General features: G+C 55.7%; 17 protein-coding genes. All 17 read left to right on the top strand.

Going from position 1 to position 20,897, the window contains the following annotated elements; all coding sequences use genetic code 11:
- Position 1 precedes the first annotated feature (1 nt).
- The 17 genes from CRI94_RS12555 (at position 2) to CRI94_RS12475 (ending at position 20,880) form a co-directional block, all read left to right on the top strand.
- Positions 2–1,432 carry a glycosyltransferase family 4 protein gene (locus CRI94_RS12555; RefSeq protein WP_098076236.1) on the top strand — a complete coding sequence of 477 codons (1,431 nt, stop codon included), beginning with the start codon at positions 2–4 and terminating at the stop codon, positions 1,430–1,432.
- A 449-nt stretch (positions 1,433–1,881) separates the two neighbouring features.
- Complete coding sequence (gene hepA, locus CRI94_RS12550) at positions 1,882–3,774, top strand: heterocyst formation ABC transporter subunit HepA (protein ID WP_098076234.1); 1,893 nt, start codon at positions 1,882–1,884, stop codon at positions 3,772–3,774.
- A gap of 47 nt (positions 3,775–3,821) precedes the next feature.
- On the top strand, positions 3,822–4,940 hold the full coding sequence (locus CRI94_RS12545; protein ID WP_098076232.1) for a glycosyltransferase family 61 protein: 1,119 nt from the start codon (positions 3,822–3,824) through the stop codon (positions 4,938–4,940).
- A 43-nt stretch (positions 4,941–4,983) separates the two neighbouring features.
- Positions 4,984–5,934 (top strand): sulfotransferase domain-containing protein, encoded by a 951-nt coding sequence (locus CRI94_RS12540; protein WP_098076639.1) that lies wholly within the window; start codon positions 4,984–4,986, stop codon positions 5,932–5,934.
- Positions 5,935–5,951: 17 nt separating this feature from the next.
- Positions 5,952–7,208 (top strand): glycosyltransferase family 4 protein, encoded by a 1,257-nt coding sequence (locus tag CRI94_RS12535; RefSeq protein WP_098076230.1) that lies wholly within the window; start codon positions 5,952–5,954, stop codon positions 7,206–7,208.
- A 319-nt stretch (positions 7,209–7,527) separates the two neighbouring features.
- Positions 7,528–8,481: an NAD-dependent epimerase/dehydratase family protein gene (locus tag CRI94_RS12530; RefSeq protein ID WP_098076227.1), complete on the top strand. Its 954-nt coding sequence runs from the start codon at positions 7,528–7,530 to the stop codon at positions 8,479–8,481.
- 45 nt (positions 8,482–8,526) lie between these two features.
- On the top strand, positions 8,527–9,543 hold the full coding sequence (locus CRI94_RS12525) for a glycosyltransferase family 2 protein (protein WP_098076225.1): 1,017 nt from the start codon (positions 8,527–8,529) through the stop codon (positions 9,541–9,543).
- Between the two features lie 99 nt (positions 9,544–9,642).
- Complete coding sequence (locus tag CRI94_RS12520; protein ID WP_098076223.1) at positions 9,643–10,410, top strand: sulfotransferase family 2 domain-containing protein; 768 nt, start codon at positions 9,643–9,645, stop codon at positions 10,408–10,410.
- Positions 10,403–11,470, top strand: a complete 1,068-nt coding sequence (locus tag CRI94_RS12515) for an NAD-dependent epimerase/dehydratase family protein (protein WP_098076221.1) — start codon at positions 10,403–10,405, stop codon at positions 11,468–11,470. The genes CRI94_RS12520 and CRI94_RS12515 overlap by 8 nt, the downstream gene beginning before the upstream one ends.
- Before the next feature lie 8 nt (positions 11,471–11,478).
- On the top strand, positions 11,479–12,639 hold the full coding sequence (locus CRI94_RS12510) for a glycosyltransferase (protein ID WP_098076219.1): 1,161 nt from the start codon (positions 11,479–11,481) through the stop codon (positions 12,637–12,639).
- 36 nt (positions 12,640–12,675) lie between these two features.
- Entirely contained in the window at positions 12,676–13,872 is a 1,197-nt protein-coding gene (locus CRI94_RS12505; RefSeq protein WP_179862285.1) for a glycosyltransferase family protein, read from the top strand.
- Positions 13,869–15,035, top strand: coding sequence for a glycosyltransferase family 4 protein (locus tag CRI94_RS12500; RefSeq protein ID WP_098076215.1), 1,167 nt, complete (start codon positions 13,869–13,871; stop codon positions 15,033–15,035). Before CRI94_RS12505 ends, CRI94_RS12500 begins: the two co-directional genes overlap by 4 nt.
- 20 nt (positions 15,036–15,055) lie before the next feature.
- On the top strand, positions 15,056–16,483 hold the full coding sequence (locus CRI94_RS12495) for a hypothetical protein (RefSeq protein WP_143815399.1): 1,428 nt from the start codon (positions 15,056–15,058) through the stop codon (positions 16,481–16,483).
- Between the two features lie 44 nt (positions 16,484–16,527).
- Positions 16,528–17,673, top strand: a complete 1,146-nt coding sequence (locus CRI94_RS12490; RefSeq protein WP_218919393.1) for a glycosyltransferase family 4 protein — start codon at positions 16,528–16,530, stop codon at positions 17,671–17,673.
- A gap of 33 nt (positions 17,674–17,706) precedes the next feature.
- The gene (locus CRI94_RS12485) at positions 17,707–18,684 is read left to right on the top strand and encodes a sulfotransferase family protein (protein ID WP_098076211.1); all 978 of its coding nucleotides are present in this window, start codon (positions 17,707–17,709) and stop codon (positions 18,682–18,684) included.
- A gap of 31 nt (positions 18,685–18,715) precedes the next feature.
- On the top strand, positions 18,716–19,927 hold the full coding sequence (locus CRI94_RS12480; protein ID WP_098076209.1) for a glycosyltransferase family 4 protein: 1,212 nt from the start codon (positions 18,716–18,718) through the stop codon (positions 19,925–19,927).
- Positions 19,924–20,880, top strand: a complete 957-nt coding sequence (locus CRI94_RS12475) for a sulfotransferase (protein WP_098076206.1) — start codon at positions 19,924–19,926, stop codon at positions 20,878–20,880. Before CRI94_RS12480 ends, CRI94_RS12475 begins: the two co-directional genes overlap by 4 nt.
- Positions 20,881–20,897: the final 17 nt, after the last annotated feature.

The raw sequence follows: 20,897 nt of genomic DNA, 5'->3' as shown, positions 1-20,897 counted from the left end.
CATGTCGCGCGCTCAGAAAATACTCACGATTACACCAGGATTGAAGACGGGCGGGGTCCAACGTGTATCGACGAATTACGCAACGGGTTATGCTCGCTGTGGACGTGATTCCCGGCTGTGGGCGGCTGAAAGCGGTCCGATGTATGCAGATCTTGAAGCAGAGGGCGTACCGACCTGGATCGGCGTCATGAATCCCGGTACGGCGAGAACGGACGCCGTATTACGGGAGGTCGAGGAATGGTCTCCTGACGCTGTTCATATTCACTCCCACAGCGTCCCAGCGTCTCTGGTCCCGCTTTTGAAGAGCCGACTGTCGCGACAAACTGTTTTTATCGAGAAGAATATATGGGGTGAGCCAAGCTCCTACGAGTCTCTTCTTCATGCCAGTTGCCAGTTGTCATCGTGGTGCTGCTGGGCCTATGAACAACGCTCACTGAATCGAAAGAGCCGAGCGTCGTCGAAGCCGGTACTCGTCACGGTACCGAATGCCGTGCGTGGTGATCGCTTTTTCCCCACGTCGTCGAAACTCCGAACGGACTGGCGCCAATCGCACGGCATCCCCGATGATGCTGTGCTGCTGGGTCGGGTTGGTCAATCATATGCTGGGAAGTCTCATTCGTCTCTTCTGCCCCTTGTCCGACGCCTTCGAGCTTGTGGGGTGAATGCCTGGCTCGTCTCCGTCGCGCCGTCAGAGAAATTCAGATCCGCAGTAGGCATGCTTGATCCGAAGACGCGGCCTTACATCCGAATCCTGGATCGAATTGACGACCCGACCGAACTTAGACGTGCGTACGGAGCATTCGATATCTTTATGCACATCACACGTCAGGGCGAGACGTTCGGAAACGTTCTGGCAGAATCGCAAGCGTGCGGCGTGCCGGTCGTAACCCTTTCTACACCCAGTCGCGACAACAGCCAGTGTGAAGTCGTACGCAATGGCCAGACAGGATACGTTGTAGCAAAGTGGTCGAAGCTTTTTGACGCGGTTTACGACCTCGCAACCGATCAACGCCGTCGTGAGGCCATGGGGGCCGAGGGCCGACGCTATGTACTAAGCCACTTCAACGACGAGGTCGTCATTGAGCGTCTTCTCTCGCTGATTGATACCCTTCACGGCTTGCTCCAGTCCCCTTCCTCCCGACCCGACGAGATTCGTGAAACTCTCGTCGAAAGGGGATTGCTATCCGACATCTCTCACGAGACGGCAATGGCCGAGCGTCTGCGCGATTGCTTCGGCGGGCTTCCGCTATCGTGGTCGCTGTGGAGCCGTTTCGACCGTTCTCGGGGTATTCCCTTTCGCGTGGCTCGCCGAATTGACCATATGCGCCGGAACGTGGCCGAAGAAACCTTCTTCGCTGTGGATCCCGATCGCGCGAAAGACCCGATGACTTCGCTCATTGGTCAGCTCACACACCTACGTCTGCATACGTAGCTGGTGGGATGTCAGTCGACAACTCGCACCGGTCCAACACCCTGCATCTGGATCCTTTCCGACCCACTTTTAGCTGCCTGGTGCTGTACCGCGACCGTCGTCCGGTCGTCTTCCTTCTCTCCGTTGGATCATCCTCGACACGCTAAAAGCTCAGAGATTCTTGTGCTTGTGTAGATACCTTCAGGCTGTTGTAGGTTCGAAGCGATGATCAACTTCGCTGAGCGAAAGCCGTCGGTGTACAGATTTTCTTGGCATGACTCAAGCGTTTCGAGCCCGATCTACTTTCTGCCAGGACACCTTTTGCTTTAGCACGATGGTGGTACGTACTCGTCCATCGCCCTTCGTTCCTTCGTATGCCATCCCCGGTCGTCTTCCCCCTTCAGTAGACACATGCCAACCGGGGTGCGGCGTATGCTTCCTTTCAGGAACGCCCACTCATTCCTCTTCTCATGGCCTCATTTTTTCGGACCGATAACGGCACGCTGACGAATGAGTCCCCCTCGCGGGTGCTTCGTCTTCTGCGCGCACTGTATACGAAATATCTTCGCCCGAAGGACAAATATCGTCGATTTCTGCTTCGCCACCTCTGGTATGAGCGGAAGACGTTCGCTGTCACGGTCGTCTTTCTTGGGCTCGGAGCCCTCTTCGAGGGGCTCGGGCTCGGGCTCCTAATCCCTTTTCTGGAGGGCCTAACGTCACCAGATCAAGAATCATGGCGAAGTGGGATTGAATTCATCGACACATATATTCTGGCTGTCGATGCTGATGTCGAGTACCGATTATTCCACATCTCGGGCCTGATCCTCCTGAGCATTTTCATGCGTGCGGGGTTTGGGTATCTGGGCCAATATTTTAGCATCCGCATGAAGCAAGACATCCTGCACCGAATTCGGTGTGAGGTGGTCGACCAGATCAACGCACTGTCGTTGTCTTACTTCTCGAAAAACGACGCGGGGCGGATTCTGAACACAGTCCGTGGAGAGGTTTCGCGGGTCCAGTATTTTTTCGATACGGCGGTTCAGATCATGATCCAGGGCTACATGATTGTGATGTATTCCGCCGCGATTGTTTTGCTTTCCTGGAAGCTCACGTCGCTCGTTGTGCTGCTCTGTGGGATTCTATTCGGTGGGATGACCCTCTTCGTCCGGCGTCTACGGAAGGAAGGACGTGAAATACCGAAGGTCAATAGCCGCGTGATGTCGATCGTCTCTCAGATGATTCAGGGTATCCGTACCGTCTCGCTTTCGGGCAATAATGAGTATGAGGCTGAACGCTACAAAAGAGAGAGCCGACGCCTTGCTGACGTCGCAGTCGATATTGGGCGGATGAATTCGATGATCGGCCCGATCTCGCAGTCCGTCTCCTCCACGGCTCTGATCACACTCATCGTGATCGCAATGAAGTACTTCGTCCTTGCGGGGACGATGAGTGTCGCGACGCTTCTCACGTATCTCTTCGCCCTCTTTCGGTTGATGCCCTTCCTGCAGAACGTAAATGGCTTGCGAGGGCAATGGGCCGCACAGCGGGGCTCGCTGGAAGACGTTGTCGAGTTTCTGGACGCAGCAAACAAACCGTACATTCAGGACGGAAACCGGCGCTTACCCGCCTTTACCGATCGAATCGTGCTGGAGCACGTCAGCTTCGAATACGAACCAGGGAGTAAGGTCATTCGGGATGTGAGCTTTGAAATTGAGCGGGGACAGACAGTGGCCTTCGTGGGCGGATCCGGAGCCGGCAAGTCCACCTTGGCAGATCTAATTATCCGTGTGTACGACCCAACAGAAGGGAGAATCCTGTACGACGGGCACGACATCCGGGAGTACCGACTGTCCGATCTCCGCAATCGAATTGCAGTCGTGAGCCAGAGCACATTCTTGTTCAACGCCTCCGTGCGCGACAACATCTGCTACGGACTGGATGGTGTGGACGAACAACGGCTCCGTGCGGTCGCAGCCCAAGCGAATGCGCTCGACTTCATCGAAGAAATGGCGGACGGGTTTGATACGCCTCTGGGTGACCGAGGCGTCCGCCTCTCAGGGGGCCAGCGACAACGGATTGCAATTGCTCGATCGCTCCTGCAAGACCCGGACATCCTCGTCCTTGATGAGGCGACCAGTGCACTTGATTCGGCATCAGAAAAGCTGGTCCACGATTCCCTTGAACACCTGATGCAGAACCGAACGGTCATCATCATCGCACATCGACTGTCTACCGTAGAGTCTGCCGACAAAGTATTCGTGCTAGAAGAAGGTAAGATCGTCGAGAACGGATCCTACGGTGAACTCATCGACCAGCAGGGCAAGCTTTGGGAGTATCACAAACTGCAGGTACAAATGGCGTAGACGCCCCTCAACCCACGTTTTACCACGGGTTCGCCCCTCTCCACACGATGCTCAAGCAATTTATCGACTTCACGCGTCCCATCGGCCGAAAGGTGCTGAGCCACTTTCGGGATCGACGCGACATCTCGATTGAAACGTTCGATGACATGTTCCCGAACGTCGAAAAGACGACGCTTATCGAGCCGCGTCGTATCGAAACAGTTGAGCTCGAAAATGCCACCTTGGTTCCGGATGTAAAGCACTATCAAGCGCCGCACTTTGACTCCCCGCGTGCCTTCGCGGCGATTCTACGAAACGTGCTCTACTGCCCGTTCAATAACGTCATCCTGAACCGAGACGGAGAGGTTTTAGCGGAGTCCATGAGTACGATTCGCCGTACCGAATATCTGGACCATTACGCACTTTCAGCATCGAAAATCATTCGCATCGATCAACCGGTGACCCCGTTGCGGTCCAGGTTTAACCACTACTATCACACGTTGATCGATCACGCCCCCCGACTTTTTCTTCTTCAAGCACCGTTCTTTCAGTCTTTTGATCGTATCGGTCTCTTACTCCGAGACGGCCCAACTCCGCTCGAAGAGCTTCTCGTATCACGCATGGCTCCGTCGAATGTCCATCCGCTCAGATTGCGCCGACGGGTGCTCTATGAGTTCGATACGCTTCTATTTACCTCTTTTATGACCCGCCGCCATGCGGGCTACCTACCGGCGGAGTACCTGCGCTACGTATCGGATCGAATGCTGCCAAACCGTCCCCGTGAACGCAAGAACAGGATCTATATTAGCCGCGCAGGGAATTCGAAGGGACGACAGGTTCTAAACGAAGAAGCCGTCCTCGAAGCGCTTCGTCCATTCGGCTTTCGTTCGTATCGGCTGCAAGATCTTTCGTACGAGGACCAGATCCATCTTTTCTATGATGCCGAGGCCGTAGTCGGACCGCACGGCGCAGGCTTCTCCAACTTGCTTTGGGCCGACCGAGCATTTGTTCTAGAGCTTTTCCCGTCGCACCATCTCGTTCCATCATTCTACTTTCTGTCTGCTTCGCGTAATCACACATACAGGCGGATGCACTCGACGGGCGCATGGAGAGACGATGATTTCAATGTAGACCTCATCGAAATGCAAGAGATAATGCATACGCATCTTTCGCCTTCTGACACGTAGCGTCCGGAAGTACTTATTGCCCTCCCTCACCCCCTTCAAGACAATGAACTACGCATACTTTGGCCATCACAAATGCGCCTCGACGTGGGTGCGCACCATCATCGAGCACGTTCTCCGGGAGGCTGGTTACACGTACTCGGTCGTCGTAGACCCCGGGACGCCCCTCAAACACGCCCTGTTGACCGACTACGAGTCCAGGTTCGAGAGAAGCGAAATGTGCTCGTACATAGCATCGAAAGACATAGACTTCATCTCTTGCATTACGGCCGATGTTTCTCAGGCTGATTGCCTTATGGCGAGTAAAGATGCGAAAGGCTTTCACGTCATCCGGGATCCGCGAGACATTGTGGTCTCAGCTTATTTTTCCCACCGAAACAGCCATCCGGTGGACGGCTTGCCACATCTAAAGGCGCACCGCGCCAAGCTCCTGAGTACGTCTTTTGAGGAGGGCCTTTTCATGGAAATGGACTTCCTGAAGGCGTGTCTTCAGGATATTGACACCTGGGACTACAACCGGGACAACATCCTCGAGGTGCGCATGGAAAATCTAACAACGGATCCGTACGGGGGCTTCGTTAAGATATTCGACTTTCTTGAACTCATGGCCTGGGAGGATGACACGCGAATGATAGATAAAACGAAGCGATTCCTGCAAACTGCGTGGAATCGCCTTGTTAGTCGACATTCAGGCCTATCAATGCTTCGACACCAAACCAGTGTAAGCGGCTCGATGCTTCTCGGACCGGTCTACGATAATCGCTTCGAGAAGAAAGCGGGTGGCCGAACGAAAGGGGAAAGCGATGCTCAGAGCCACTACAGGAAAGGCGTTGCCGGAGACTGGATAAACCACTTCAACACAGCACACGCCGACTATTTTCTAGAGCGGTTCGGCGACATTCTCCTCAACACCGGTTACGAAACGAGTAACGACTGGGTTGCCATGGTCGACCGAGAGAAGCGTACCGTTCCGGCAGCAAACGTGTCTCTTACTTAACCAGCCTCCGACGTGCCATGAATGTACTTCTCGTAGCGCAGCGATATCATCCCTACGTCGGCGGCGTAGAGACCCAGACGCGTCTCGTTATGAATGAGCTCGCTAAACGGGATCATGTGGAGGTCGCGGCAGCCCAGTTCGACGACGTCGACCTCCCTAAGCGTCTCGGCGTACTAGAAGACAGTTTGTTTCTTCCCTCCGCGACCGGGTTCGACGACGGCGATGTCACGGTTCATGCGCTTACTCCTTCGCTGATGGACCGGCTTCGGATGCTTCCAATCGCCACCCGTGCCATCCCCAGGCTCGGTCGATACAAGTATCACGCGCTTCGACGTTTCGGGTATCCGTTCTTCCGACGCGTGTACGAGGAGCGATTTCGGCAGTTAATGAAGGATGTTGATGTCGTCCACTCGATTGCCGGCGGCTACCTGGGGTGGACGGCGCAACACATGGCGCAACAATTGGACATCCCGTTTGTGGTCACCCCGTATGTTCATCCCGGGCAGCACGGGGACGACCCCGATAGCGTCGCGTACTACAGGCGATCCGACGCCGTCCTCGCTCTTCTGGAAACGGACCAGGAGATGTTGGTCAATCTCGGCGTCGCACGCGATCGGATTCACCTCTACGGCGTTGTGCCGCTCTTGCCCCCGACATCCGATGGTTCCGAATTTCGCCGTCAACACGATCTGGGAGATCGACCTGTCGTCCTCTTCGTCGGACGAATGGTCGAATACAAAGGCGTAAAGGCCATGGAGGAGGCTGCGCCAATCGTATGGAAACGGAATCCAGATGTACAGTTCGTATTCGTCGGTCCAGTCTCCGATGACGCTAAAGAACGGCTTTCCAGCACAGATCCTCGGCTTCACGTGCTTGGATTCGTGTCAAAGCAAGAGAAGGCCGATGCGTACGCCGCGTGCGACATCTTTTGCATGCCATCAAAGTTTGAGATATTGCCTGCTGTTTATCTTGAGGCATGGAGCTACGGAAAGCCCGTCATCGGCGGTCCTGCTCATGGTCTCGATGCCCTGATTGAAGGCAATGATGGAGGCATTGTTGTTGACCAAACGGCCACCAGTGTCGCTGAGGGCATCTCATTCGTTTTGGATCACCCCGATCGCTCGAAACAAATGGGAGAAAATGGTCGCATGCTCGTTCAGAATAAGTTCTCCGTCGACTCGCTGGTAGACAAGCTAGAAGCGGTGTACCAATCTGTGCAGAACGCCCCATCGACATGGAACCAGGATCAGTCGAGAAATGCCATTTCCGTCTAACGGGGCTTCGCTCTGCATGACGTGATCGCAATCGATTACAAGAACGGTCCGGCCCCCATCAGGTGGGCCGGACCGTTTTGCGTTTTCTCCGTACCCACGCGCATGCGCATACAGTGGACAAAGAATATTATCCGTGCGGACCAATGGCGCAGCGAGTTCGCAGCTTTGGATTCTAATTATCATCCGAGCCGCACTTGAGGATGACCGTCACCGCACGCAATCCCCCTTCCGAATCATCCACAGGTGTGTGCGCCAAGCCGTCGTCTCGCAGTACTTTCGAAGTGCCTTGATCTCCTTCGGACCGACCTGACCTTCCAACATGACGCAAGCACGAATCTTCATCACCGGCGGTGCCGGATTCATTGGGCGCTGGATCGCAAAACAGTGCTTAAACCGTTCATACGACGTCGCAGTGTATGACAATTTCTGCGCGGGCACCCCAGAAAACATCGCCGAGTTCGCGTCTGATATCGACGTGTTTGAAGATGACATCTTGGATCGAGCCGCTGTTCAGCAAGCGATGAGCACGTTTCAGCCGACCCATGTCTTCCACATGGCCGCGCATCACTTTATCCCCTTCTGTAATGAGAATCCCGACGAAACACTACGCGTCAACGTAGAGGGAACGAACATCGTCTTGGACGTCGCAGCACAACATGGTGTTACGACCGCGGTTGTGGCCTCCAGCGGCGCGATATACCCAAGCGTCGATGATCTCATCTCCGAAGATCTTCCCCATGAGCCCGTGGATGTTTATGGCTTGAGTAAGCTTCTCACGGAGAATGTCTGCGAACACGTCGCGCGGACAACAGACCTGCAGGTCGTCGCTGCTCGGCTATTCAATACATATGGGGCCTACGAAACCAATCCTCATCTCATTCCCCACATCATAGAGAGTCTGCATGCAGGGCCGGTGGTCCCCCTTGGTAATATCCATACGAAACGCGACTACATCTACGCCGAAGACGTCGCTGAACTTCTCATCGCCGCCGCCATGGCCGATCTGACCGACCGCAAGAACGGGTATGCCGTCACCAACGTGGGGACCGGGGTCGAATATTCGGCGGAAGACATCATCGATATTCTTCGTGAGCTGACCGGAATCGATATTACGATTCGTCAGCGGGCAAATCGCAAACGATCTGTCGACAAGCTGCACCAACGAGCGGACACTACCCGACTTTTAGCACTCACTGGCATCCGAGCCCAACATCGTCTCGAAGAGGGATTGTCGAAGCTGCTCACGCACGAGAAACTTCCCGTCATTGCTTAGGAGGCAACTGTTCTCGCTCCCCCGTTGGCGCTCTTCTTCCCCGCTATGAGCCGCTCCCCCCGACCTGCCCTCATCTGCATGACGCCGGTCAAGAATGAGGCATGGATTCTCGACCGGTTTCTTCAGTGTGCCTCAACCTGGGCCGACCATATCGTCGTGGCCGACCAACACTCGGACGACAACAGCCGCGCGATCGCCAAAACATTCGACAAGGTCCATGTCGTCGACAATCCCTTCCCGGGATACGATGAGGCCGGCCGTCAGCGTCTCTTAATCGACGAAGCGCGGCGAATCGATATCGGCGATCGGCAACGTGTTATGATCGCTCTCGATGCCGACGAGATTTTGACAGCCAACTGGATGAGTCATCCCGAGTGGGACACGCTCATCCACTCTCCACCTGGTACCGTCCTCGGATTTCGGTGGGTGAACGTCGGCCCTGATGTAGCTGGAGGATGGCTGGACAATGAATCCAAACCATTCGGATACGTCGATGATGGTGCCGCCCATGAGGGAGAGCTAATTCACAGTCCGCGCGTCCCGGTGCCGCCGGATGCCCCATGGCAGCATGCTGAATCTATCCATGTGCTTCACTATCAGTACGCCAACTGGGAGCGCATGCTTAGTAAGCAGCGCTGGTATCAATGCTGGGAACGAGTCAACAAGCCCGACAAGCGACCTGTCACGATTTATCGGCAGTACAATTTCATGCACGCCGATATCCAGAACATGAAGCCACTCGCAGACGACTGGCTGGATGGCTACGAACAGCGCGGAATCGATATGCGCACGATTGAGAACGACGCGCCCTACCACTGGGACGAATCCGTCGTAGAGATGCTTCACGACCATGGGCCGGACACCTTTCGAAAAATCGATATCTGGGACGTGGACTGGCGTGAAACAAGCCGCGAGCTCGGCATGCCCAGCAACGGTGACCTTTCCGACCCGCGGGGACCGTTCGAGCGGCAGATTCACCGTTGGCTTTCTCAGACGCAATCCAATATGCACTCTACCACGGTGCGCAGTGTCCAGGCCCTTCTTCGCCTTGCCGGATGGTGAAGGTCTGCCCCTCCCGTCCACTGCGTGCAACGCGGCCGCGAGGGCCTGACTTGACGCTGGCTCCTGACCTCATTCGGCAACTCTACTCCGACGTGACCGATGCTGACCATTTTCACTCATATACCCAAGACCGCAGGCACGAGCTTCTTCCGTCGGGTCTTCCACCCGAACGTCGAGCCGAACGAGATCCTTTCACAAACTTCGCTCCTCTCCTTCCGGCGATCTCTTCGACCCGATCACCGCGTTGTCACAGGCCATCGAGCGTTCGGGCTTCATCGTCTCACTCGTCGGCCCTGCCGCTACGTGACCATGCTTCGGCAACCTGTAGACAGAGCCATTTCGGCCTACCACTTCATCCTCCAGTGCGACCCGGCTCTCTGCGAACACACGCTCTACGATATTGCACGAAGGAATTCGATTTCCGATTTCTACTCCATGCCTCGATTCCAAAATGAGATGACGCAGATGCTGGCAGGAATGGAATACGAACTGATGCGGCGGTACATCGGTCAGCCATGGTTCGAGAAGCGAATGCTCGACCGTGCCAAATACAATCTTGAGCATCGGTACATCGCTTTCGGGATCAAGGAAGAGTTCGCGACCTCGGCGGCACACGTCTCCCGTGCCCTTGGCTTTCCTGCTGATCCGCCGGCTGATGAAACCGGAAGAAGACACAAACAGACGCGCGCCCGTCCCACCATCAATGGATTGTCCGAGCAGACGCGTCGAACATTGATCGAAAGTCACCAGCTTGACATGGAGCTCTACGAATTTGCATGCGAGCTCTTTCAAAGACGGATCCAAACACAGCAAACCGTCGCGCCCTCACCGACCCGTTCCGCCCCAACATCAACCTCAAATGCCTAGAAAACTACTTGTTACCGGCTCATCTGGACTCATTGGATCTGAGGTATGCACGTACTTCTCAAAGCGAGGATGGGCGGTGCACGGTGTCGACGCAAACTTGCGACGCGAATTCTTCGGTGCCGAAGGAGATACACGATGGAACCAGCACCGACTGGAGTCGACGCTTAAGGACTTCACGCACCACGAACTCGATATCCGGAATCGAGAGGGCGTGCTGAACCTGATTGACCACCTTCGACCGACCGCGATCGTCCATTCGGCCGCTCAACCCTCTCATGACCGAGCAGCAGCTATTCCGTTCGACGACTTCGACACGAACGCCGTTGGGACGCTGAACTTGCTCGAAGCAACACGCCGGTTCACGCCGCAAAGCCCGTTCGTGCATATGTCGACGAACAAGGTCTACGGCGATCGACCCAATACGCTTGACCTCGTCGAAACGGAAACGCGATACGACTACGCGGACCGTGATTTCGCGAACGGCATTTCAGAGACCTTTCCAATTGACCAATCAAAACACTCGCTCTTCGGCGCCTCGAAGGTGGCTGCCGACGTAATGGTACAAGAGTACGGACGCTACTTCGACATGAAAACGGCCTGTCTTCGCGGCGGGTGCTTAACCGGTCCGAACCACTCAGGTGTCGAACTACATGGGTTTCTGAGCTATCTCGTCAAATGCAATATGATCGGCCGAAAGTACACGATTTTCGGCTACAAGGGGAAGCAGGTACGCGACAACATCCATTCACTGGACGTTGCGCGATTCATGGAGGCATTCATCGAAGCGCCGCGGACGGCAGAGGTATACAACCTCGGCGGCGGCCGGGAAAACAGTTGCTCGATTCTCGAGGCGTTCTCGATAATTGAGTCTATTTCCGGAAAAGAAATGCTGTATGATTACGACGAGCAAAACCGCTCGGGTGACCATATCTGCTATATCTCCGACCTCACGAAAATGCGATCCCACTACCCGTCATGGGATATCAGCAAATCGCTCGACGACATCTTCGGAGAGATCCATGAAAGCTGGGCGTCGCGGCTGGCACAGCTCAAAACCTGAATGCCCCTATGATTCTTTCTGTTCAGCCATTTGGACTTGCGTCTCCGGGTGGCGGTGCTCGTATCCTCCGATCGCTCTTTGAGGGCGCACCCGTACCGATTCTGAGCGTGTGTACGAGCCCGCAGGCGCCCAACGAGATGGACACAGAGCGAGAACGGCACCTTCCCGTGCGTCCCTACTTCGGACGTATTGAGCATACGCGACTGTCGTATCCGATTTCCGCCGTCACGCTCGCTTATCGCCCGCAGTTTCGTCAGCAACTTCGGTCGCTTTGCATCGAACAGGACGTCAAGCTGATTCACGCTATCCCCCATGGAATCGACTTTTGGGATGCGTACCTCGTGTCCCGTGACCTCGGCCTTCCGTATATCCTCACGGTCCACGACGATCTGACGTACAACCTCCAGGATCGTGTTTACTTAACGCAGGCCATGAAGCGCCTAGCTACTGTTTGGCGTAAATCGGACGCTCGAATGGTGATATCGGATGCAATGGGACAGGCCTACAACAACCGCTACGGGGACCGACAATACTCCGTCGTAACAGATGGCGTTCACACCATTCAACCCGCGCCACGGAGCGCCCACGACGGTTCCTTCCATCTCTACTTCATGGGCTCGGTGCACATGACGTATCGTGAACCATTTCAGGCGTTGGTTCTCGCTTTAGAGCGCTTAAAAGCGTCCGACTCTAGCCTTGACGTGCGACTGACCGTCCGAGGGAGCATCCCATTCGAACTAACGACCGGATCGGTCCCGGTCGACGTTCTCGGTTGGGGTACGCAAGATGACGTAGAACGAGAAATAGCCGAAGCAGACGCTTTATATCTGCCTCTCCCATTCGACAGCGAGTTCAGTACGTTTGTCCGGTTCAGCCTATCAACAAAGATGATCACCTACGTAGCGTCCGGGGTTCCGATTCTGTATCACGGACCCGAACAGTCCGCCGCCGCAGACCTGCTCCGACGACACGACGCCGGCATTCTCTCCGAGTCCCTCGATCCGAAGGACATCCTCTCGGCCGTGCGTTCCATTCCAGAGCGGCGTGCGCACGTCGTGAAGGGAGCGCTTGAATTAGCCGAATCGCGCTTCCGCATCGAGGAGCAGCGTCGGCGGTTTTGGAATGTGGTCCTCGACTGCTATCCAGCCAAGCACGCTATCGCCTCGTAAGCTCACACTTCTCCTTTCCCCACCACTTCGGGTCCCGTGCGCATCGACATCCTCTTCCCCACATTGCCTCCATCATTAGACGGGATCGGCGATCATACCTCGAGGATCGCGCGAGAGATGACCTCTCGTGCGGACGTGAGGGTGCTCACAGCGGCATCGGAGGTCACCCCTATCCCAGATGTTCGCGTCTGCCGCAACGCCTTCGCGACTCAACCCATCTGGCGCACCAGCGAGTTTATCGAAACGGTTCTCTCTGACCCGCCCGACTGGCTGCTCGTTCAATTCAATCAGTTCAGTTATGGTCGATGGGGGTTGAATCCGTTTCTTCCCTGGGCACTCCACCGCCTCAAACGAACAGATCCATCCATCGGAATTGCCTGGATGGCCCACGAGGACTTCGTACCGGCAATCTCTTGGAAGTTTGCCATAATGAGCGTGTGGCAGCGGGCACAATTTCGGGCTCTGGGACGAGTGGCAGACCGGATCTATTTTTCCATTGCTCCCTGGGTGGATAGATACAATGACTGGTTCGAAGATACACCCGTCTGCCATTTTCCAATCGGATCGAATATACCCCTCGTCAATGAACGCTCAACAGACCTGAAGCAATTCCTTGAGCTCTCTGATGACCGATTCGTCATTGGTTTCTTTGGCACCCTTCGTGGCCGACTCATTGACCACATCGACGCGGCCGTCCAGGCAATTCGACGCCGGGCACAGTCACGAGGAGAACAAGATCCTGTGCTTCTCTACGTGGGCCCGAATGGGACCGAACTTAAGCAAATGTTACCGGCACATTGCATCGTTGACGCCGGCCGTCTTCCCGCCGAAGACGTTTCGCGTCACCTGCAGATCATGGACCTTCATCTGACGCCATTTCCGGACGGCATCTCGTCTAGACGCGGATCATTTATGGCCGGCCTCCAGCACGCCGTGCCAACACTGGGCACTCGAGGCCACCTCACGGATCAAGCCCTGATTGAAGCTGACGGAACGGCCTTTTGTCTCGCCCCCGCCGACGATCCAGCGTCTTTCGGTGCCCGAGCATCCGAGCTTTATGAAGACACACGTCGACGAAAAACGATAGGTCAAGCGGGACGCCGGCTGTACAATGAAACGTACGACTTTCGCATCACAGTCCCCCGTTTCATGGACTCACTCGAACGAGCGATTCCAACAAACCCAAACGATGCCACGACACCCTCCCCTCTCATCGAATCCTCCCTGCCATGACAGTAGACGTGATCGTCGTAATGCCTTTGGCGGAGCAGCGAGGCGGAGCGGAGTTAATGCTTAAACAACTCGTTACCACGCCGCCGGAAGCCGCTCCCACAACGATCCACTGGCATGTGGTCTTCCTCGAAGATGGCCCCATGGTGGACGAGTGCCGGTCGGAGTGGTCCGATACGCACGTTTTTCCTGCTGGACGCCTCCGCCATGTGATGTCATATGGGCGGACGATTCGCCAGCTCGTTGAGCTTGGAAAAGACGTTCAAGCGCGGGGCATTCTCGGCTGGATGAGCAAGGGGCACGTGTATGGAGGTCCAGCAGCGTTTACGCTCGGCTGCCCCGCCTTCTGGTTCCAGCTCGGTTTGCCCGCGGATGTCCACTGGATGGACCGACTCGCAACCGCCATTCCCGCCCGTCGCGTCCTGACGTGTTCGAACGCCGGCGCCAAAGCCCAGGCGGCTCTCTTCCCGCACCGTCGGACCGCAGTCGTGCACCCCGGGACAGATGTTAGACACTTTGCACCTGGACCTGAACACCGCAGCGCCATCCGACGACGCCTTGGACTGGACGAAACTGCGCCAACGGCTGTTATCGTCGGCCGGCTTCAGCGCTGGAAAGGCATGCATGTTTTCATCGAGAGTATCGATCAAGTCCGGCAGGACTATCCCGATGTTCAAGGGATTGTGGTTGGAGGGAAGCACGATCTAGAGCCGGAGTACCCGCAGTACCTCAAGGATCTGATTCAACGGAGAAACCTCGAGGAGTCTATCCACATGGTCGGATTTCAGTCCAACGTTCGCGACTGGATGCACGCAGCCGATGTCGTCGTCCACGCATCAGACCGTGAGCCGTTCGGCATTGTCGTGATCGAAGCCATGGCGTCTGCTCGACCGGTTATTGCCTCCGATACAGCCGGACCGACCGAAGTCATCGAGCATGGCCAAACCGGCCTTCTTACGCCGTATGGTGACGCTGAGGCCATGGCAAAAGCGATAGTTCGGTACTTCGGCGACGCAGAGTTTTCGGACCGCGTTGCGCACAATGCAGCGATTCGAGCCCGCAGCTTTTCCGTGAAAGCCTTCGCCTCCAGAATCAACGAGTTGCTTATCGCTGAGACGACAGATGCCGTTGACGTCCCCTCCCCTCGGCCTACCCTAGCACGATGACCACGCTAAGCTCCCTCACCATGTCGCGCGAACGCTGGCTACGCCTTGCGATTGTCGTCGCTATGTTTCTCGGCGCTGCGACGATTACAGTGCTCATTGATGCAGGACACGTTCGCCTTGTTGTGGCAGGCACATGCGGTTTGATTCTTTTTGGAATCGCGCTCAAGAACGTGCGACTCGCGATTCTCGCGCTGCTTATCTACCTAACACTTCTCGGAGACCTTCGCCGTCTTCTCGTGCCGATATCGGGGTGGTCAGGGAATGATCCGATTCTGCTCGTCGGTCCCGCGCTTACGCTCATTCTTTTTATTGCCGCTGTAATGTGGAGACGAGTTTCGCTGGACTCCACGGCCGCGAAGGTGATCGCCCTGTTCATGGTGTTCATGACGCTGCAGATCTTCAACCCCAAGCAAGGAGGATTGATGGTCGGGGTCGCCGGCGCGATGCTTTATTTGGTACCGATGCTCTGGTTCTGGATCGGACAAGCGTTTACGACAGAGCAAATGATGCGCACCTGGTTCTTGCGCATTATGCCTGCCCTTGCTCTCGTTGCTGCTCTGATGGGCCTGTACCAGGTGTTCTACGGTTGGCTTCCATACCAGCTCGACTGGTACCGGATCGCAGGATACAGTGCACTGGGCCCAAACGAACAGATGCTCCGATCGATCTCAATATTCCCTAACATCAGCGAATACATCCAGTACATCGGAATCGTCGTGGTCGTGGCAAGTGCCGCCGCCTTTAAAAAGCAGCGCGGCCTTCTGCTTCTCTCCATCGTGATCTTTGCGGCGCTCTTCCTAGCGGGGAGCCGCGGCCCGATCGCCAAGATCATCGTCGCCATATCGATTCTATATACAGTCCAGGGACGAAGCATCGCTACGTGGGCCCCACGCCTTGCTTTTACAGTTCTGATCGGCGGGATGGCCCTCTTCTGGGGATTGAGCCAGGCAGGCCAACTGGCAAGTAGTGGCTCAATCGATCATCAGCGCGTGAGTCGGGTTCTCGATCGGCAATCCGACCTCATTCCGACGACACCTGGGGCTGGGGGGACCGTGGCGATCCATGGTCACTTGTTCTGGATCGGGATCAAATCGGGCTTTACAGATCCGCTCGGCAAAGGAATCGGCGCGACGACGTTGGCCGCATCCAAGTACGGAGACAGCGGCGGAAGCACGGAAAAGGACCTCTCAGACATGTTCAAGGGCGGCGGTTTGATCGGAGGCTTCCTCTACCTGTGCATCCTAGTCCTCGTCGCCGTCAAGGCCGTCCGATATTGGCAACGAGAGCGATCGCTTATCGGGCTCGTCTTTGTCGGCATGCTAGCCTTTACCGGTTTATCGTGGCTCAAGCCGGGGTTCTATGTATTGACACCGCTTACCTGGCTGACGATCGGCGCTCTCGACCACCTTGATCGCACGTCCGAGACGGACAATGCCGAGTCTCGATAGGTTGCTGCTCCCATCACCTCTTCCACCTACGTCGCCAGGAATCCATGCACATAACGATTGTCACGAATCGCTTAATCAAGGGTGAGGGACAGGGTCGTGTCAATTTAGAACTCGCTCGCCTCTCCGCCCAACACGGACATACCATCACATGTTTGGCGTCTGACGTCGACAACCGACTTCTGATGGAGCCGAATGTGGAGTGGGTTCCGATGCCTGACGCGAACGCTCCTAATGCGTTGTTGGGAAATCTACGCTTCGCCCAGGAGAGCACATCGTGGATACAAGAACACGGACAGGACGTCGATTTAATCGTTGCGAACGGCGCCAATACCTGGGCACCGGTAGACGTCAACATCATTCACTTCGTTCATTCTGCCTGGCGCACCTCCAACGTTCATGATTCCAAAATTCGCCGCGACGTGAAGGGAATGTATCAGTGGGTGTACTCGAAGGTGAATGCGAACATTGAGCAGCGAGTGTTGCCGAGGGCAAGACGGCTGGTTGCGGTCTCTGAGAAAGTAAAACGCGAACTAATCCATGTTGGCTGCCCCCCCGAGAACATATCGGTCATCCACAACGGTGTCGACGCAACTGAATTTCATCCTGGTCCTGCATCACGGCAGCAGTTGGGCTTACCCGATGGTGTGCCCATAGGGCTTTTTGCCGGTGATATTCGAACGCCGAGGAAAGGGCTCGACACCGTGATTAAGGCCCTTCCCGATGCGAAAGGTATTCACATCGCTGTTGCCGGGCGAATCGAAGGAAGCCCCTTCCCACAAATGTGCTCAGAAATCGGCGTTGCCGATCGCGTACACTTCCTTGGGTTTCGCAGTGACATCCCCGATCTGATGCGTGCATCCGACTTCTTCGTCTTTCCTTCTCGTTACGAAGCCTGCTCGCTCGTACTCCTCGAGGCGCTTGGCTCGGGGCTCCCCATTCTGACTGCTCAATCCGCCGGAGGCGCAGAGCTGGTCCAGTCGTCAGCCGGCGTCGTGATTGACGATCCCGACGACGTGACACGCGTTGCGGTCGAACTGCGTCGGCTCGCTGCAGAAACACGTACCTCCGACTCCATGAGCCGGGCGGCCCGAAGAATCGCCGAGAACCACTCTTGGAATGGGATGGCTCGGAAGTACTTATCTCTTTTCGATACGCTGTCCATCTCCTCATGCGAGCCGTCCTTTGTCTAGCTCTCGCTCACGCTCGTCGTCAGGTACAGATCTATGTCCATTGACCCCACATCGATCGAATCATGGGTGTTCGTTACGGGCATGATCCGTAGCGGCACGACATTTTTGGCCTCGGTACTGAGCCACCCTGTGAGCGTCGACTACATCCACGAGCCATTTAATGGAGGCTATACGATTCCCGAGGGGATTGCTCTCAAGGCTCGGTACGTCGATAAAAACGACCATTCGCATGCCGCTCGTCGATATCGCGACCATGTGCGACACATTTTTACGTACGACATCGGGATGTCGTCTGCGAAATACGACGATGACCCCCTCGCTCGAAAGGTCGCGAAGAGACTTTTCGGGAGTCGCGGCCCCTTCTACCTTCGACTCGCTAAAGCAAATTGGTTTCGGCGTCACGCTTTAATCAAAGACCCGATGGCGGGCCTAACGACCGACTTTCTCTACCGAGAGTTCGGTGTCAAGCCGGTTGTGATCGTCCGTCACCCGGTTTCGCTTGCAGCCAGCTTGAAGCGATTATCATGGTTTCCGGAAGTGTACGACTTCGCATTGCAACCCGACGTTATCGCCAACCACCTAGAAGATGACCTGCATCTCTTGCACACCAACTGGGAGGATCGCCTGCTGGAGTCTATGGCACACTGGCGCATGCTTTATCGCGTGTTGCTTGATCAGGCTGAAAAACACGGTGACTGGATCGTGGTCACACACGAAGAGCTCTCTTCACACCCGGTGAGGGTCTTTCGCCGAATCTATCGAGAGTGCGGGCTCCCCTGGTCTGATGGCGTACATAAGAAAATCCTATCGCTAACGACCAACAACGGGAAAGCGTACGCTTCGGATGGTCGGGTGCAGGACTTTAAGCGTGACAGTGCGAGCATCTTCGAGATGCGGCGTGACTCTGTCCCGCTCAACACAAGGCGCGATATTTTTGAGATCACGTCAGAGATAGCACTTCGCATCTATGATCGCGAAAGTTTTAAACTAGGCGATTTAACCCCTTCCTGACTCTTTGTTCGGAATCCCCCGTCGGTACAAGATGAAACTTCTCGTCGTAAGCCACGACTGCGCGACACCTACCAATCAGCAGTTCTACAGCGTCGTCGAACGGGTCTCAGACGTTGATATCACGCTCGTCTCTCCATCCATGTGGGTTGACGATTACGGAAACCAGCGCTCTCTCGAACGATGGCCCGCATTTCGGGGGCGTCTTGAAGCGATACCTGTCTGGATGAATGGCAGCGTCCCTCTCCACGTCTACCGTACCACCTTTCGGCACATCCTAAAGCGAGACAAGCCCGATGTGATTTACGTGCGCCACGAACCATACGGCGCCGCTACCGCTCAGGTCTACCAGGCAAATCGGTTGTGGCACGATTGCCCGATCGGCTTTTTTACCTGGCAAAATATTCAGAAAACTTATCCGCCGCCCTTCGCCCAAACCGAACGCATGGTACTTCGAGAAAGCGCCTTTGCATTTGCCGGCTCCGACAGCGCTACAGAGATCCTTCGAGCAAAAGGATATGACGGTCCGTGTGTGCTACTGCCGGGTAGTGTGGATCAATCGGCATACTACCCACGGGAATCGAACGACGAGCTTAAAGCCAATCTAAATGTCGGGAGCGATGAGATCGTCATTGGGTTCATGGGCCGCGTAAGCCAAGTGAAGGGTCTCGATACGGCGCTCGACGCGCTGTCGTCCATGCGCGACATTCCATGGCGCTTCGTGGTCGTAGGAAATGGAGATTATGCCGAGGTCCTTCGTTCCCGTGCTGAGTCTTTGGGCATTGGGGATCGGCTTCGCTTTACAGGATATGTTCCGCACGAAGAGGCCCCCGACTACCTCTCTTTGTTTGACGTTCTCGTACTTCCATCCGAGACCCAAGCGAACTGGAAAGAGCAATTCGGCCGTGTCCTGATTGAAGCCCTCGCCTGCGGGACTGCATTGATCGGATCCGACTCTGGGGAAATCCCGCATGTTATTCGACGGTCCGGTGGTGGAATCTCCTTCGAGGAAGGCAACTCAACCGCACTCTCCAACGCACTGAGATTCATGGCCCAGCATCCGGACAAGCGCCGACGCTTTGCAGAAACAGGTCGTCAACACGTGCTCCGTACGCACACCGACGAGGTCCTCGCGAACAGATTCGTGTCGACCTTACATCGTGTGTTGGCCACCGAGGCCCCTGACAGCGGCTCACCCGGTCATTCTACCACGTCCTCGAAATCCTCTTCAGCAGAAACGGCATGAAGACCAAAGTACTCTACATCGCGGGTCGTGGGCGAAGTGGTAGCACCATCCTCGCCAACTGCCTCAACGAGATCACCAGCTACGTGAACATCGGGGAGGCTAATTATGCGTGGGAGAATATCTTCGTCGGAGGCCATGCATGCGGGTGCGGAGAGAAAATATCGTCATGCGCACTCTGGGGGCCGGTGTTTCGCTCGCTATATGGTTCTGTGGACGCTGTGCCAGTCGATGACCTGATACGACAGCGAAAGGCCCTCCCCTCAAACATTGAGATCGCTGCCGGTCTTGCGCCGACCAAGCAGGATGTACTGAAAGAATACGGTGCGGCCATCCAGGCGATCTACGAAGAAGTAGCAACGGTATCGGGAGCCGAGGTGATCGTCGACATGTCAAAAACGCCGTCACACCTGTATCTCTTGCTGAGCGCCACAAATCTCGACACTCGAGTCTTGCATCTTGTTCGCGATCCCAGGGGCAATGCAAACTCATGGTCAAAAAAGAAAAAGCGAACGGACGTGGCACCACAGGAAGACCTCTACATGCCCACGCTCTCTCCGGTCGGCAGCTGTCGAAGATACGTCGCGTGTAATCTGACGCTGGAGCAGTTACTGCGTCGACACGACGTTCCGAATATTCGCCTACGGTATGAAGATTTCTGCGCCAACCCCGCGCGAATGTTGGAGTCCACCGTCCGAGCACTTGGCCTCCCCTTTCCGGGGAGTCCATTTCACGGACAGCGCGAGATAACGCTTGGAACGAATCATACGATCTGGGGCAACCCAGGTCGCGCAAAATCTGGTGTGACCCGTATCCGAGAAGATGCTGCATGGAGGGTTAACATGGCGGGGATACATAAGGTACTCGTTACGGCACTCACACTGCCATTTCTGCTTCGATACGGATACAACGTCGTCCCAACGTCTCATCAGGCCGCTCTACCAGAAGCTGCCTGAGTGATTCCCCTCTATGC

Origin of the sequence: Longibacter salinarum, assembly GCF_002554795.1 — a bacterium.
Lineage (GTDB): Bacteria > Bacteroidota > Rhodothermia > Rhodothermales > Salinibacteraceae > Longibacter > Longibacter salinarum.
The sequence above is the reverse complement of the archived record's forward strand: the minus strand, read 5'-3'. Positions and strand labels throughout refer to the sequence as shown.